The sequence below is a fragment of the Mesorhizobium sp. C395A genome (assembly GCF_030323205.1).
In the GTDB taxonomy this organism is placed as follows: domain Bacteria; phylum Pseudomonadota; class Alphaproteobacteria; order Rhizobiales; family Rhizobiaceae; genus Mesorhizobium.
On sequence record NZ_CP100473.1, the window covers coordinates 2,507,706 to 2,520,913 of the forward strand.

Consider the following 13,208-nt stretch of genomic DNA (forward strand, 5'->3'; position numbering starts at 1 on the left):
CGTCGGGCCGATCACTGGCATTCCGGGCTGGTGGCTCGAACAGCACGGCCGCTGAAAGATTCCCCACCTGGGGGTTGGCCCGCTGCTTCTGTGGTGGGCTCTTTTTACTGGCACTATTCGCCGCCGTTGCCGACAAAATGTGATTGACGTAACGGTGACCAGGCGCAATCATTACGGATTGTGCAGGGTGAGGGCGTTTTCAATGAAACTCGTTGTCTTTGGCGTAGCAATAGTATTGGCCGCTACCGGAGCAGCTGTTGCGAAAGAGAAGAAAAAGGTGGCCACCGCTCAGGCTACAACCTCGTGTTCTACAGCTCATAAGAAGGCTGGCAGCAAGCCGACCGCGAAACCGGATTGCAAATCGACAGGCACCGTGTTTGCGCGACCGTCAAATAGGGCCGAAAACTTCCTGGATCATTATAATCCGCGCTTAGGGTATGACACCAGTCCGTGGTTTCAAACTGGCTTTAATTGATGGCGGCTTCGGCTTCCGGGCCTTTCTTAATCCAGCGCGGCCTTCCCTCCTTCGCCAAATAGCGCACCGGCTTACCGGCCGCCGAGTTTAAGGCAAACCTGCCCCATGATTGAGGCATGTCGAGGCGCGTCAACGCGTCCGGCATTCCAAGGTCTTCCACCAACTTTTCTAGAAATTTGGTGGGTGCGCACAGGATTGAACTGTGGACCCGCTGATTAAGAGTCAGCTGCTCTACCAACTGAGCTACGCACCCACTCGACCGGTAAAACCGGCGTTGGCGGGCATATAGCCGCCGATACCGGTCCTGTCCAGCCCTGCCGGAATCATTTCCCGACAAATCGCTGAACTGCCGCAGGTGGTCACACGAACAGCCTGCCTTCCGCCACCTTGATGGCATGGCCGCCGATGCGCGCGGAGGCCAGTTTTCCGCCTTCGACAGTGAGTTCCAAGCGGATACGTGACGGGCGGCCCATCTCCAGCCCCTGCTCGATCCACAGCTGCGAAATGCCGTCGGTGGGCGCATCGAAATGCATGATGGCGCCGGCAAAGGCCGCCGCCGCCGACCCGGTCGCCGGGTCTTCATAGGACGGCGTGCCCGGCACGATCATGCGGACATGGAAGGCGCTGTCATGGTTCACCGTCTGGCGGCAATAGACATACGGGCTGGCGAAGGCCCATTCGCTCTTGCGCGGCGCCAGTTCCGACCAGGCCTGGTTGTCGAGCTTGATCCGGCCGGCAGCCTCCAGATTGGCAACCGGAATGGTGACGTAAGGCACGCCTGCCGACCAGAACGACACCAGGTGATTCTCGAAGCCGATCTCGTGCGGCGCCAGCCCGAGGGCGGCGCCGATCGCCTCCGGGTCGGCATCGAGCTTCAGCGGCTCCGGCAGCTTCGCCATGTCGAACTCGGCAAAGGTGGCGCCATCGTGCCGGCTGACGGCGCAGCGCACCGGGCCGATATTCTCCTCCAGCACAAAGATGCCGGCTTCGCCCTCGCCTGTCAGTTCGGCCAGCGCGATCGCGGCGCCAACTGTCGGATGTCCGGCGAACGGCATCTCATAGTCGGGCGTGAAAATGCGGATGCGGTTGCGATGTTTTGGATTGTCCGGCGGCAGTACGAAGACCGATTCGGACAGGTTGAACTCGCGCGCAATGGCCTGCATGGCGGCTGTATCCAGCCCTTGGCTGTCGAGCACGACGGCCAGCGGATTGCCGGCCAGCCGTTCCGTCGTAAACACATCGTAAAGCAAGTAATTGCGCATCTGCATCTTGGAAACCTTCCGCCTCAATCCGAACATGGCCGAAATTTAATTTGATATTCGAACCACCAAGCCTGATCTGTCCACCTATAGGGACATTACGCTTTCATAGGGGTCCGGCGTGGACCAGCTTGTCAATCTGCCAAAGACGGAATCGGATTCCGCCATCGAGGCGGCGCTCGGGCTTGATCAGAGCGGCGTGCGCAAGACGCGCCGCCGGGGCTGGCTTTACGCGCTGCTGGCGCTGATCGCACTTGCCGCCGGGTTGGCTGGCTACCAATGGTTTGCCGGCTCCCCGGCCAAGATCGACTACACCACCACGCCGGCTACCATTGCCGACCTCACCGTCGCGGTTTCGGCGACCGGCACGCTGCAGCCCCTCACCCAGGTCGACATTTCAAGCGAGCTGTCCGGTATCATCCGCTCGGTCTCGGCCGAAGAGAACCAGCAGGTCAAGAAGGGCGACGTGCTGGCGACGCTCGACACGGTGAAACTCGAGGTCCAGATCGAACGCGCCGAAGCCTCGGCCAAGGCCGCTGCCGCCAATGTCGAGGACGCCACGGTAACCCTGAAGGAGAACGAAAGCGCCCTCACCCGCGCGGCCGAACTGACCAGGCGTGGCATGGCGACCGATCAGTCGCTCGAGGCGGCGACTGCCACGCGCGACCGCTCCAAGGCGGCGCTCGATAGTGCGCAGGCCAATCTCGCCATCGCCCAGGCCGATCTCAAGGCGCAGCAGACCGACCTTGCCAAGAGCACCATCTATGCGCCGATTGACGGCATCGTCTTGACGCGTTCCGTCGACCCCGGCCAGACGGTCGCCTCCTCGCTGCAGGCGCCGGTTCTGTTCATCATCGCCGCCGATTTGAGGAACATGGAATTGGTGGCGGCGGTCGACGAGGCCGATATCGGCGCGGTCAAACCAGGCCAGCATGCACGCTTCACCGTCGATGCCTTTCCGGAGCGGCCGTTCGACGCCGAGATCCGCGACATCTCCTACGCCTCGGTCACCACCGACGGCGTCGTCACCTACAATGCACGGTTGGAAGTCGACAATAACGAGCTTTTGCTGCGGCCCGGCATGACCGCCACGGTTTCGGTCGTCACCAGGCAGGCCAAGAGCGTGCTCACCGTGCCGTCCACCGCTTTCCGCTACCGCCCGGCGCAGCAGGCCGCGCGCGCGTGGAGCCTCAGCGATCTGTTCACCGGCCGCATGAGCCGTGGCGGCAACCGCCGCCAGCCGGTGAAGGCGCCCACCGACGGCTCACGCACGCTCTATGTGCTGGAGAACGGCCGGCCGCACCCGGTCAACGTCAAGATCGGCTCCACCGACGGCGAACTGACCGAGATCACCTCCGGGCTGGATGAAGGTGCAGAGGTTATCACGACCTCGCAGCTGCGGAGCTGACGCCATGGCCGCGGGCCTCATCGGTTTCGACACGGTCTGGAAGAGCTATGGCCAGGGCGAAGCCAAGGTCCATGCGCTGGCCGGCGTCGACCTCGCCATCCAGCGTGGCGAATTCGTCGCCATCATGGGCCCGTCCGGTTCGGGCAAATCGACCGCGATGAACATCATCGGTTGCCTCGACACGCCGACGGCCGGAACCTACTCCTTCATGGGCATCGACGCCGGGCGGCTCGACCGCAACCGCCGGGCGCTTCTGCGCAATCTCTATATCGGCTTCGTCTTCCAGGGTTACAATCTGTTGCCGCGCACCACGGCGGCGGAAAATGTCGAGCTGCCGCTGATCTATCGCGGCGCGCCGGCCCGCGAGCGCCGCGATCTTGCCATGCAGGCGCTGGCGGAGGTCGGCCTGGTCGGGCGCGAACATCACACGCCGGCCGAACTCTCCGGTGGTCAGCAACAGCGCGTGGCGATCGCGCGCGCCATCGTCACCAGGCCGACGCTGCTCGTCGCCGACGAGCCGACCGGCAATCTCGACACCGCCCGCACGCATGAGATCATGGAGTTGTTGACGCGGCTGAACCGGGAGCTCGGCTTGACCATCGCCATGGTCACCCACGAGGCCGATGTCGCCGATTATGCCGAGCGCACCATCCGCTTCCTCGACGGCCACGTCGCGTCCGACACGGCCAAGTCGGAGTTGGCGTCATGATCTGGGAAACCGTCCGCCTCTCTCTGCGCTCCATCCGCCGCAATGTGCTGCGCTCGTTCCTGACGCTGCTCGGCATCGTCATCGGTGTCGCCGCCGTCATCGCCATGCTGACCATCGGTTCGGGCACCACGGCCAAGGTCAAGTCGGACATCGCCAAGCTCGGCTCGAACCTGCTCGTCGTCCGTTCCGGCCGCCCGGCAGGCACCGGCGGACCAGGCGGGCTCGACCAGGCGGTACGGCCTCTGGCCGACAAGGATGTAGCCGCCCTCGTAGCCCACCTGACCGGAGCGCGCGCCATTGCGCCGGCGTCGCAGAAACAAGTCCGCGTCATTTTCGGCACCGAGAGCCTGACCTCGGGCGTCACCGGCACCGACAGCGCCTATCTCGACGCCCGCGACTGGAAGCTGGTGTCGGGCCGCCCATTCAGCGATTCGGAGACACGCTCGGGCACCGGCGTCTGCCTGATCGGCGAGACGGTGCGCCAGCAATTCTTCGGCGCCGGCGAACCCGAGGGCGAGATCATCCGCGTCAACCGCACCTCGTGCAAGATCATCGGCCTGCTCGAACCCAAGGGCTATACCGGCTTCGGCCAGGACCAGGACAATGTCGTCTTGATGCCGCTTGCCGCCTATCAGCGCCGCATCGCCGGCAACCGCGACATCGACAACATCTACGTCGCCGCCGACGACCGCACCCCGACCACCGAATTGCAGCCGCGAGTCGAGGACATTTTGCGCGACACCCGCCGCATCACGCCGGACCGCGAAGACGATTTCTCGATCCGCGACATGACCCAGATCGCCGACGCCATGGCCAGCGCCACCACCACCATGACCGGCATGCTGGGCGCCGTCGCGGGCGTCAGCCTGCTGGTCGGCGGCATCGGGATCATGAACATCATGCTGGTCTCGGTCACTGAGCGCACCCGCGAGATCGGCATCAGGCTCGCCATCGGCGCGCATGAAAAGCACATCCTCATCCAGTTCCTGGTCGAGGCGACGGTGCTGTCGCTGCTCGGCGGCATTATCGGCATCCTGATCGGCCTGGCGCTGGCCGGCCTCGCCTCGGCAACGCTGGCCATACCGTTTGCGCCGAGCCCGGCGGTCATCCTGCTCGCCGTCGGTTTTTCGGCGCTGATCGGCATGGTGTTCGGCTTCTTCCCGGCGCTGCGCGGCGCCAGGCTCGACCCGATCGACGCGCTGCGCCACGAATAAGCGCCAGATCAGCTCCACCGCAACCAACCGCTATCCACAAGGATGGGTGCTTGTCGACATCGGCAATACTTGTTGTCATCCGGTCTGCGATGCTAATTTAGAGCAAAGCATCTAGCCAAGGAGTTGCGATGAGCAAGAAGGCGCGGCTGATTCTGACGATGGTGATCATCGAAGGCGCCCTTGCGGGACTTTGGTGGTATCTCGCCCGCTACGGCATGGCCAATCCCGATCGTGTCACCGCCGATTTTCAGGCAGTCGTCGGCCAGACGACGGGCATGGTCATGGGTGGATTGCTGGGCATCGGCGTTATCCTGTTCCTCGTCGCCGCCCGCAACGACCGCAAGGCGGCGCAGAACAATCCGCGCCGTTAGCCCCCGCCACCGCCAAAATGCCACTCGACCAGCGGCTTCATATGCGGTGCCAGCCCTTCCGGCAGGTCGGCGGCGTGGCGGATGATCACCGGCCCCTCGATCTCCGGCTCGGTCTCGGTCGCGACGAAGGCCCCGATGCGCCGCGCAATCTCGTCGGCCGGCGCATCGACGTGGTAGCGGCGGAAGAGGACCGTGCCGGTCGAAGTCGACAGCGCATGGTAGCGCTTGCCGCGCGCAGCGCCTGTCAGGTCAAGCCCGGTCTCCTCGCGCACTTCACGGATCATGTTGAAATCGACATCGACGCGGCCATCGCGAAAATCGATCGGCTCGAACGAGCCGGCAGCGAAGTAGACACTGCCGGCCGCGACCGTGTGCGCGCCCATGCGGATCGCCACCAGGGCGTTGTCGCCGGCGACCAGCATGGCGTGACCATAGGCATGCTCGGCGCCCGTCCCCTGCCGGTTCTTTCGCCACAGCAGGAAGGTCGAGTACTTCACCGCGTGACAACGCCCGACGATCCGGTTGTCGCGCCAGGCGAGCGCCGAGAGCAGCACCACCGTGCCGTCGAACAGCGCCGGATTGGCCGTAACCTCACGCCGCCAGTTGTCAGTGATCGCCTGCGCGTTGTCGCGCTCGAACGGATGCGGGCCGGGGTCGAGCCGGACGTCGATTTCGTCGACGGGCAGGATGACGTTGCGCGGCAGGTCGAAGCTCACCGTGCTCAAGCCATGTCCAGGGTAATTGCGACGGGACAATGGTCCGACGCCTTCGGCCGGTCCCAGCCGGCGCGCGGAAAGCGCTCCACCGCCTGTCCCGCCGGAAAGATGGTGCGCCAGGGCTGGCCGTTGCGGATGATGTCGGGAACCGCCGTCGCATTCTTCGCCGCCAGCCCTTTCGACAGCAGGATGTAGTCGAGCTGGCACAGATGCCGCTCCTTCGGCCCGCGCGTGTGGTAGAAACTCCAGCGGTCCATCTCCGGCCGCCGCTCGACGACATTCTCGCAAAAGCCGTCGGCGGTGAGCACATCGATACAGGACTGGCTCTCGTCGATCACCTGGAAGCGGTAGCCGTCGACGGCGTCGCCCTCGATCTTCACCCGCTGGCGGTAGTCGTTCATGTCGCCGCAGATCGCCCAGTTTTTATCGGCTGCGTGCTCTTTGCCGAAGCGCTCCTCGATGATGCGGCGCACGGCTTGCGCCTCGGCGATGCGCACCGGCATCGTCGCCTCGCGGCCGTCGAGCCCATTGCGCGGCGAGCCCATCGATTTGAAATGGACGAGGTAAAGCGTCAGCGGCACGCCGCCGACCTTGATGTCGACCTCCAGGCAATCGCGCCGGAAGATGCGTTCATTGGCCAGGTTGCCGAGCGCCTCGAGTTCAGGCGTGTGCAATCCGAACTGCTCGAACGTGACATAGGCATGGCTGGTCATGCGCACGAATTCGATCGGCTGACCTTGCGCTGTCTCGTTGCGCATCATCACGGCAACGTCGATGCCGCGCGAATCATTGCCGGCGGTGGTGTATTTCTGCCGGTAACCCTCGCCCACCATCTTGAAGAGATAGCCATACTCGAACGCCTTCAGCGCCTCGATGTTGTCAACCTCCTGCATGCAGATGATGTCCGCGCGGGTGGCGGCGATGGCGAGCGCGGTCAACTGGCGCGTATCGTCGGACTGCGCGATGGCGCGCGCCTGCTCCAGCATCCGGTATTCGGCTTCGCTCTGGATGTCGAAAAGCGCCAGCGTGCGGTCTTCGTTGAGCTGGTTGCGGAAGCCCGAGAAATCGAACCTGTTCATCAGGTTTTCGACATTGAAAGTGGCGAGGCGCAGCGACATGGGCTGACCTTTGCCTGCAAGCGCCCATGAAAACAAGGGCTGCTCGTCATGGCGGATGGAACCTTTCCGTTCATCCTCCGTTCAGACGCAAAGGTCCATCAATAGGCCACTTCCCTGGGGTATCCGGGCGTGGGGCCTGTATCACTTGGAGAGTGCAATGAGCTCGCTCTTTTCGTCCACCGTCAAATCCGGGCTGTTAGCGCTCGGTCTTTTTTCAGGTCTCACGGCGCCATCCGCCGCGGGCCCGATCCTGCAGCCAAACCTGGCGGTGCCGACAAGCACCACATTGTCTGACATCACACCGGTTCGCGACAGCTGGGCGGGCGGCAATGACCGCCGCTCCTTCAACGATTGGCAGTGGCGCCGCCACGACGGCCGTCGCTTTGCCCGGTCAGGCAACTGGAACAACGGCAACTGGAATGGCGGCAACTGGAACGGCGGCGACAACTGGCGCTGGCGCCATCACCGCCACCATCGCGGCCGTGATTTTGACAGCGGCGCCGCAGCAGTTCTCGGCCTCGGCCTGGGTCTCGGCCTCGGCAGCATCTACAACAACGGCTACTACAATAACGGCTATTACAATGACGGCTACTACGTGCAGCCGGCGCCCCGGCGCTATTACCGCACGCAGCGTCTGTCCAGCGCCCATGTCCAGTGGTGCTACGACCGCTATCGGTCCTATCGGGCCTGGGACAACACGTTCCAGCCCTATGGTGGCCCGCGCCAGCAATGCTGGTCGCCCTACAGCTGAACTATAAACGACAATACACGACGGCGCCGCCCCATCGCGGCGCCGTTTCATTTGGGAAAGACGGCTGGTCTCGGTCACCGCTAACCATATGTTTATCGGCTCAGCCTATCCGTGATATCGTGCCCCATCTGACGATCGCGCCGATCCGGTCGCGAAGGACGTGCCGTCATGGCCGACAACGAATTGCGAAACAAACACCGGCAGCGCGTGCTGAAAGGCGCGACGATTCTGACCGGCCTCACCAATTCCGAGGTCAAGTGCACGGTGCGCAACATGCATGCCGGCGGCGCCGAGCTGAAAGTGTCTATAGACGCGCGCGTGCCGGACGAGTTCCTGCTCTATGTGCCGGTCGACGGCATCGGCTACAAGGCCATCGTGCGCTGGCGCCGCGACGACCGCATCGGCGTCGAGTTCACCGGCACCGAGCCGAAGCCGCATTGGCACTATGGCTGAGCGTCCTGATCGATAAACCGGCATGAAAGAGCCGGCGGATCGCTCCGCCGGCTCTTTGCTCCCAATCCCGACGACTGCGGGTTAGTTCTTGGCCTTGTCGACCAGCTTGTTCTTGGAAATCCAGGGCATCATGGCGCGCAGCTTGGCGCCGACTTCCTCGATCTGGTGGCTGTCATTGTTGCGGCGGATGCCCTTGAAGCGCGACATGCCGGCGCGGTATTCCTGCATCCACTCCGAGGTGAATTTTCCGGTCTGGATGTCCTTCAGCACGCGCTTCATCTCGGCCTTGGTCTCGGCGGTGATAATGCGCGGGCCAGAGACATATTCGCCCCATTCGGCCGTGTTCGAGATCGAGTAGTTCATGTTGGCGATGCCCCCTTCATAGATCAGGTCGACGATCAGCTTGACCTCGTGCAGGCACTCGAAATAGGCCATTTCGGGCGCATAGCCGGCTTCCACCAGCGTCTCAAAACCGGCGCGGATCAGTTCGACCAGGCCGCCGCAGAGCACGACCTGCTCGCCGAACAGATCGGTCTCGCATTCCTCGCGGAAATTGGTCTCGATGATGCCCGAACGGCCGCCGCCGACGCCGCAGGCGTAGGACAGAGCGAGATCGAGCGCGTTGCCGGAAGCATCCTGGTTGACGGCGACCAGGCACGGCACGCCGCCGCCCTTCTGGTATTCGCCGCGCACCGTGTGGCCGGGGCCTTTCGGCGCGATCATGACGACATCGACGGTCGACTTCGGCTCGATCAGGCCGAAATGCACATTGAGGCCGTGTGCGAAGGCGATCGCGGCGCCGTCACGAATGTTCGGCGCGATTTCGTTTTTGTAGATGTCGGCCTGCAGCTCGTCAGGCGTCGCCATCATCATCAAATCGGCCCATTTGGCAGCGTCCGCCACGCTCATCACCTTGAGCCCGTCGGCCTCGACCTTCTTGGCGGTCGCCGATCCAGCCTTGAGCCCGATGGCGATTTCCTTGGCGCCCGAATCCTTGAGGTTGAGCGCGTGCGCCCGGCCCTGGCTGCCATAGCCGATTATGGCGACCTTCTTGCCCTTGATCAGATTGAGATCGGCGTCGCGATCGTAATAGACACGCATCTTTTGCTTCCTTCCCGTAGAGATTAGAGGCCTTGCGGCCCGGTTTTTGCTCCATAAAGAGCGAGAAACTGCTGCGTTGCCCGGACGGCATCGCCGCCGATCGCCGCTTCAGTCAATTCCAGCCTGTCGCCGAGCAGGAGACGGATCTGCACGTCGCGGGCGACCAGCCCGAAAAAGGTCCGGAACGCCATTTCGGCATCCGTAAAGTCGAGCAGCCCGGCATGCTTGCCGGCAAGCAGCACCGGCTTCAGGCGTCTGGCCAGCGCGAAACGGCCATTCTCCAGCACGATGGCGCCGAGATCGTCCTTTCCGGATCCGGCATGGCCGACCGCGACGCGGTTCAGCGCGATCGAGGTATCGCTCGAAATCACCTTTAGCCAGTCCGAGGCGAAGCCTTCCAGGCTTGCCGTCAGCGAGGCAAGATCGAGCCGCTCACCGTCGACCGGCACCACGCGCACTTTCGATGCCTGCCACTGCACGGTCGCCGTCAGCAGTCCGTCGCGGTCGCCGAACCATTTGTAGAGCGTTTCCTTGGAGCAGCTGGCGCGGCGCGCCACCGCCGTCATGGTCAGATTGTCGCCCTCCTCGACCAGCAGCCGCAAAGCCGCGTCCAGGACGACCTTTTGCCGCTCTGTCAGCACTTCGCTGGTATCGATCTCGGCCCTTGCCTGCAACAATTTCCTGCCCATTCGATGAGGTCGCCGGGCCGCCTCAAACTGCGTACCGTACGTTACGGTTCGGCATATTGCGCAATCCTATGCTCGACGCAAGGGGTCAGGTAGAAAAATCGTCGACGTGAGAGCCGCCGAGCAACCACGAGATTCTGACGGATCAATCATCGGCGGGCGGATGGCGCAGCTCTCCAAGCAGGCTCGCCAGTATCTTCAGCTCCTCCGCGGAGAGTTTTGCGCCGACCAATTCCGCTATCGACCGTCCATAGACAGCCCACATCCGTCGCCGCGTCTGACGGCCCTTGGCCGAGATGCGGATGGTCTGGCCGCGGCCGTCATCGGCAGCCCTGAGCTTCTCGACCAGTCCGTCTGCCTCGAGGCGCGCCAGAAGCCGCGAGATGTTATACTGCGCAAACAGTGTGCGCTCGGTCAGCTGGAATGGCCGCAGCCCGCCCTCACCCGCCTCGGCGAGTTCATGCAGCACGTCATACCAGTCGAGCGGCGGCAAGCCGCTAGTCTTCAAAGCCTCTTCCGCCATTTCGATGAGCTGGCGCGAAACCCGCATTAGGCGGGCCCAGGCCTTGACGGCTTCCGGCGAAGGCGTGGTTGTTTTGGTCATGACCCATCCTAGGCGGTAGATGCAGTTGCATCAAGCTTGACGGTCAATGCACTTGCATCTATATGCATGCAACTGCATCGATCCGGGAAAGATCCATGAAACACGAAATTTGCAAAGTCGCCGACGTCCCACAGACGGGCAGCCTGATCGCACCGTTCTTCGGCCGCGAGGTCCATGTCTGGCGCAGCGGCGAGCGTGTCCGTGCCGCCGCCAATGTCTGCCTGCATTTCGGCGGGCCGCTCGACTGCAAGGACGGCAAGCTGGTCTGCCAATGGCACGGTGCCGCCTTCGATATGGAAAGCGGCGATCGGCTTGAAGGTCCGGCGCCAAAAGCGTCGCGACTGATGTTCCTGTCGACGCGCGTCGACGACGGCGCGTTGAACTATGTCTGGGGAGAGTGACATGCCTGAGAAGAATGAAATGCCTGGCAAGCTCATTCTCGTCAGCCATCATCTGTGCCCCTATGTGCAGCGCGCGGCTATCTCGCTGGCCGAGAAAGGCGTGCCGTTTGAGCGTGTCACCATCGACCTCGCCAACAAGCCGGACTGGTTCAAGGCGATTTCGCCGCTGGGCAAGGTGCCGCTGCTGATCCTCCAGGCAAATGGCGAGGAGACGGTGATCTTCGAATCCGCCGTCATTCTCGAATTCCTCGAGGAGACGCAAGCCAATCCTCTGCATCCGGCCGACGCCTACGCCCGTGCCCGGCATCGCGCCTGGATCGAGTTCGGCTCGGCGACATTGAACACCATCGGCCGGTTCTACTCGGCATCGACGGAGGCCGCCTTCCTGGCGGAATCCGCAGCGCTGTCAGCCATGTTCGATCGTGTCGAGAACGAATTGGCCGACCAGGCCGGACCGTGGTTCAGCGGCCAGCGCTTTTGCCTCGTCGACGCCGTCTACGGCCCGGTCTTCCGCTATCTCGACGCCTTCGACCGGATCGGCAATTTCGGCCTGCTGGACGGGAAGCTGCGGGTCCAGGCCTGGCGCAAGGCGTTGAGCGAACGCGCCTCGATCAAGGGTGCCGTGGCGCCGGACTATCCGCAGCGGCTGCGTCTATTCCTGCGTGCGAGAAATTCGTTTCTCTCGACCCTGATCCCGCCGGATGATCTGGCCAGTGCACCTCCTCTAGCCCGATCCGCCTGAACGGATCGATCAGCGTGCCGGCCACCATCGAGGCAAGCACGCTTGGCACTGGCGGGATTTTGGCGATGGTTGCCACCAGCCTGTCGCGGAAGAAGGGCAGCATCGTGCCGTCCGACTGGTAGAACGGCGTCAGCGCCAGCGACAGCAGCTGGAAGATTCGGACATGCCATCGCCGCGCCCGGGCGTAGCTTTCCAGCGCTGCCTCGACGTTGCCCGTTTGTGCCAAGGCATGGCTGAGTGCTGCCGCGTCGAGCAGCGCCATGTTGGCGCCTTGCCCGAGCTGCGGGCTGGTCGAATGCGCGGCATCGCCGATGACGGCCAGCCTGCGGCCGGCCGGCAGCTTCATCGTGTGGTGGCCGTAGCGCGCCAGCGACAGCTGGTCGAAGCTGTCGATCTGGCTGGTGAACGCCTCGCACTGTGGCCACAGCGAGACCAGTCTCGCCTTCCAGGCGTCGAGCCCTGCCGCGCGCACGTTTTCGGCATCCGCCGGCTTCAGGCTCCAGAAGAACGCCGCCATCTTTTCCGCGCCCGGTTCCGGTCGGCCGATCGGCAGGACGCCGATCATCACGCTGGCCTTGTCGTAGCGCTGCAGCAGCGCATTTTCGTCGAAGCCTTGGCGCCAGCCGAGCGAGGCCCAGAACGCGCCGTAAGTGAGCTGCCGCGGCTCGGCCGGATCGTTGAGGCACCGGCGCAGCTTCGAACGCGAGCCGCTGGCGTCGACGACGAGGTCGAACGGCCCTGCCCTGCGGCCCCCCACCGTTCGGCTCTTGTCGAAGATCAGGCTTGCCCGCTCACCGACGTCCAGCGCCTCGATCTCGACACCGGTTTCGATGGCGATGCCTTGGCACTGCGCGGCGCGGAACAACACGTTGAACAGCGCCGCCCGGTGCACCGCCAGCCCGAAGCGGCCGCCAGGCTGCGCGTCGTAGCGCACGGCGAGCACGGTGCGGCCGGTCGAGGCATCGGCGCCATGCAGACGCTCGATGCGGCTGCCGAGCGCCAGAATGTCGTCGAGCAGGCCGAGATCGGCAACCACGCTCAGCCCGGTCGGCTGCAGGATCAGTCCGGAGCCGACGGGCTTGGGCTCCTCGAAACGTTCGAAGATGGTGACGTTATGGCCCGCACGCTTGAGAAAGAGCGCGGTGGCGAGCCCCGCCGGGCCGGCGCCCGCAATCGCGATGTCTAGAGATTTTTCCATTG

General features: G+C 63.7%; 16 protein-coding genes, 1 tRNA gene and 1 pseudogene. 9 read left to right on the plus strand and 9 right to left on the minus strand.

All coding sequences use genetic code 11. The features are described from left to right. Positions 1 to 202: 202 nt before the first annotated feature. Entirely contained in the window at positions 203 to 475 is a 273-nt protein-coding gene (locus NLY37_RS12420) for a hypothetical protein (RefSeq protein WP_155924157.1), read from the plus strand. Here the strand turns inward: NLY37_RS12420 and NLY37_RS12425 are convergent. The 3 genes from NLY37_RS12425 to NLY37_RS12435 all read right to left on the minus strand — a co-directional run bounded on the left by NLY37_RS12425 (position 468) and on the right by NLY37_RS12435 (position 1,743). After that, positions 468 to 620: a hypothetical protein gene (locus NLY37_RS12425; protein ID WP_023731248.1), complete on the minus strand. Its 153-nt coding sequence runs from the start codon at positions 618 to 620 to the stop codon at positions 468 to 470. The two genes, NLY37_RS12420 and NLY37_RS12425, sit on opposite strands and share 8 nt — an antisense overlap. A 32-nt stretch (positions 621 to 652) precedes the next feature. Beyond that, positions 653 to 728: transfer RNA gene (locus tag NLY37_RS12430), tRNA-Lys, on the minus strand. Between the two features lie 106 nt (positions 729 to 834). Beyond that, positions 835 to 1,743 (minus strand): PhzF family phenazine biosynthesis protein, encoded by a 909-nt coding sequence (locus NLY37_RS12435; protein WP_023741649.1) that lies wholly within the window; start codon positions 1,741 to 1,743, stop codon positions 835 to 837. A 112-nt stretch (positions 1,744 to 1,855) separates the two neighbouring features. On the opposite strand from NLY37_RS12435, the gene NLY37_RS12440 reads away from it, so the two are divergent. The 4 genes from NLY37_RS12440 to NLY37_RS12455 all read left to right on the plus strand — a co-directional run bounded on the left by NLY37_RS12440 (position 1,856) and on the right by NLY37_RS12455 (position 5,436). After that, on the plus strand, positions 1,856 to 3,142 hold the full coding sequence (locus tag NLY37_RS12440) for an efflux RND transporter periplasmic adaptor subunit (RefSeq protein WP_023741650.1): 1,287 nt from the start codon (positions 1,856 to 1,858) through the stop codon (positions 3,140 to 3,142). 4 nt (positions 3,143 to 3,146) lie between these two features. Beyond that, a complete protein-coding gene (locus tag NLY37_RS12445; protein ID WP_023685174.1) occupies positions 3,147 to 3,851 on the plus strand; it encodes an ABC transporter ATP-binding protein in 705 nt (234 codons plus the stop codon). Continuing rightward, on the plus strand, positions 3,848 to 5,065 hold the full coding sequence (locus NLY37_RS12450; protein ID WP_023685173.1) for an ABC transporter permease: 1,218 nt from the start codon (positions 3,848 to 3,850) through the stop codon (positions 5,063 to 5,065). Before NLY37_RS12445 ends, NLY37_RS12450 begins: the two co-directional genes overlap by 4 nt. Before the next feature lie 128 nt (positions 5,066 to 5,193). Then, positions 5,194 to 5,436 carry a hypothetical protein gene (locus tag NLY37_RS12455; protein WP_023741651.1) on the plus strand — a complete coding sequence of 81 codons (243 nt, stop codon included), beginning with the start codon at positions 5,194 to 5,196 and terminating at the stop codon, positions 5,434 to 5,436. Here NLY37_RS12455 and NLY37_RS12460 read toward each other — a convergent pair. Both NLY37_RS12460 and NLY37_RS12465 read right to left on the minus strand, forming a co-directional pair. Continuing rightward, positions 5,433 to 6,152 (minus strand): NUDIX hydrolase, encoded by a 720-nt coding sequence (locus NLY37_RS12460; RefSeq protein WP_023741652.1) that lies wholly within the window; start codon positions 6,150 to 6,152, stop codon positions 5,433 to 5,435. The two genes, NLY37_RS12455 and NLY37_RS12460, sit on opposite strands and share 4 nt — an antisense overlap. 5 nt (positions 6,153 to 6,157) lie before the next feature. Continuing rightward, positions 6,158 to 7,270 carry an endonuclease/exonuclease/phosphatase family protein gene (locus tag NLY37_RS12465; RefSeq protein WP_023741653.1) on the minus strand — a complete coding sequence of 371 codons (1,113 nt, stop codon included), beginning with the start codon at positions 7,268 to 7,270 and terminating at the stop codon, positions 6,158 to 6,160. Between the two features lie 157 nt (positions 7,271 to 7,427). Between NLY37_RS12465 and NLY37_RS12470 the strand changes: the two genes are divergently transcribed. Further along, positions 7,428 to 8,021, plus strand: coding sequence for a BA14K family protein (locus NLY37_RS12470; RefSeq protein WP_023741654.1), 594 nt, complete (start codon positions 7,428 to 7,430; stop codon positions 8,019 to 8,021). A 168-nt stretch (positions 8,022 to 8,189) separates the two neighbouring features. Further along, positions 8,190 to 8,474 (plus strand): PilZ domain-containing protein, encoded by a 285-nt coding sequence (locus tag NLY37_RS12475; protein WP_023685169.1) that lies wholly within the window; start codon positions 8,190 to 8,192, stop codon positions 8,472 to 8,474. Between the two features lie 81 nt (positions 8,475 to 8,555). Here the strand turns inward: NLY37_RS12475 and ilvC are convergent, their stop codons facing one another. From ilvC to NLY37_RS12490, 3 genes are all read right to left on the minus strand, one after another. Next, on the minus strand, positions 8,556 to 9,575 hold the full coding sequence (ilvC, locus tag NLY37_RS12480) for a ketol-acid reductoisomerase (protein ID WP_013531065.1): 1,020 nt from the start codon (positions 9,573 to 9,575) through the stop codon (positions 8,556 to 8,558). 23 nt (positions 9,576 to 9,598) lie between these two features. Next, positions 9,599 to 10,264 (minus strand): TetR/AcrR family transcriptional regulator, encoded by a 666-nt coding sequence (locus NLY37_RS12485; RefSeq protein ID WP_245260243.1) that lies wholly within the window; start codon positions 10,262 to 10,264, stop codon positions 9,599 to 9,601. Positions 10,265 to 10,406: 142 nt separating this feature from the next. Further along, positions 10,407 to 10,865, minus strand: a complete 459-nt coding sequence (locus NLY37_RS12490) for a MarR family winged helix-turn-helix transcriptional regulator (protein ID WP_023741655.1) — start codon at positions 10,863 to 10,865, stop codon at positions 10,407 to 10,409. A 95-nt stretch (positions 10,866 to 10,960) separates the two neighbouring features. On the opposite strand from NLY37_RS12490, the gene NLY37_RS12495 reads away from it, so the two are divergent. Both NLY37_RS12495 and NLY37_RS12500 read left to right on the plus strand, forming a co-directional pair. Further along, positions 10,961 to 11,266 carry a Rieske (2Fe-2S) protein gene (locus NLY37_RS12495; protein WP_023731256.1) on the plus strand — a complete coding sequence of 102 codons (306 nt, stop codon included), beginning with the start codon at positions 10,961 to 10,963 and terminating at the stop codon, positions 11,264 to 11,266. A 1-nt stretch (position 11,267) separates the two neighbouring features. Next, positions 11,268 to 11,984 (plus strand): annotated as a pseudogene (locus NLY37_RS12500) (glutathione S-transferase family protein); the annotation flags it as partial. On the opposite strand, the gene NLY37_RS12505 reads toward NLY37_RS12500, so the two are convergent. Next, positions 11,878 to 13,206, minus strand: coding sequence for an FAD-dependent oxidoreductase (locus NLY37_RS12505; protein WP_245270887.1), 1,329 nt, complete (start codon positions 13,204 to 13,206; stop codon positions 11,878 to 11,880). The pseudogene NLY37_RS12500 and the gene NLY37_RS12505 overlap by 107 nt on opposite strands. Positions 13,207 to 13,208: the final 2 nt, after the last annotated feature.

Bases quoted from the DNA above. Each gene is read 5' to 3' on its own strand.
- NLY37_RS12420 (WP_155924157.1), top strand. From the start codon at position 203: ATGAAACTCGTTGTCTTTGGCGTAGCAATAGTATTGGCCGCTACCGGA.
- NLY37_RS12425 (WP_023731248.1), bottom strand. From the start codon at position 620: ATGCCGGACGCGTTGACGCGCCTCGACATGCCTCAATCATGGGGCAGG.
- NLY37_RS12435 (WP_023741649.1), bottom strand. From the start codon at position 1,743: ATGCAGATGCGCAATTACTTGCTTTACGATGTGTTTACGACGGAACGG.
- NLY37_RS12445 (WP_023685174.1), top strand. From the start codon at position 3,147: ATGGCCGCGGGCCTCATCGGTTTCGACACGGTCTGGAAGAGCTATGGC.
- NLY37_RS12450 (WP_023685173.1), top strand. From the start codon at position 3,848: ATGATCTGGGAAACCGTCCGCCTCTCTCTGCGCTCCATCCGCCGCAAT.
- NLY37_RS12455 (WP_023741651.1), top strand. From the start codon at position 5,194: ATGAGCAAGAAGGCGCGGCTGATTCTGACGATGGTGATCATCGAAGGC.
- NLY37_RS12465 (WP_023741653.1), bottom strand. From the start codon at position 7,270: ATGTCGCTGCGCCTCGCCACTTTCAATGTCGAAAACCTGATGAACAGG.
- NLY37_RS12470 (WP_023741654.1), top strand. From the start codon at position 7,428: ATGAGCTCGCTCTTTTCGTCCACCGTCAAATCCGGGCTGTTAGCGCTC.
- NLY37_RS12475 (WP_023685169.1), top strand. From the start codon at position 8,190: ATGGCCGACAACGAATTGCGAAACAAACACCGGCAGCGCGTGCTGAAA.
- ilvC (WP_013531065.1), bottom strand. From the start codon at position 9,575: ATGCGTGTCTATTACGATCGCGACGCCGATCTCAATCTGATCAAGGGC.
- NLY37_RS12485 (WP_245260243.1), bottom strand. From the start codon at position 10,264: ATGGGCAGGAAATTGTTGCAGGCAAGGGCCGAGATCGATACCAGCGAA.
- NLY37_RS12490 (WP_023741655.1), bottom strand. From the start codon at position 10,865: ATGACCAAAACAACCACGCCTTCGCCGGAAGCCGTCAAGGCCTGGGCC.
- NLY37_RS12495 (WP_023731256.1), top strand. From the start codon at position 10,961: ATGAAACACGAAATTTGCAAAGTCGCCGACGTCCCACAGACGGGCAGC.
- NLY37_RS12505 (WP_245270887.1), bottom strand. From the start codon at position 13,206: ATGGAAAAATCTCTAGACATCGCGATTGCGGGCGCCGGCCCGGCGGGG.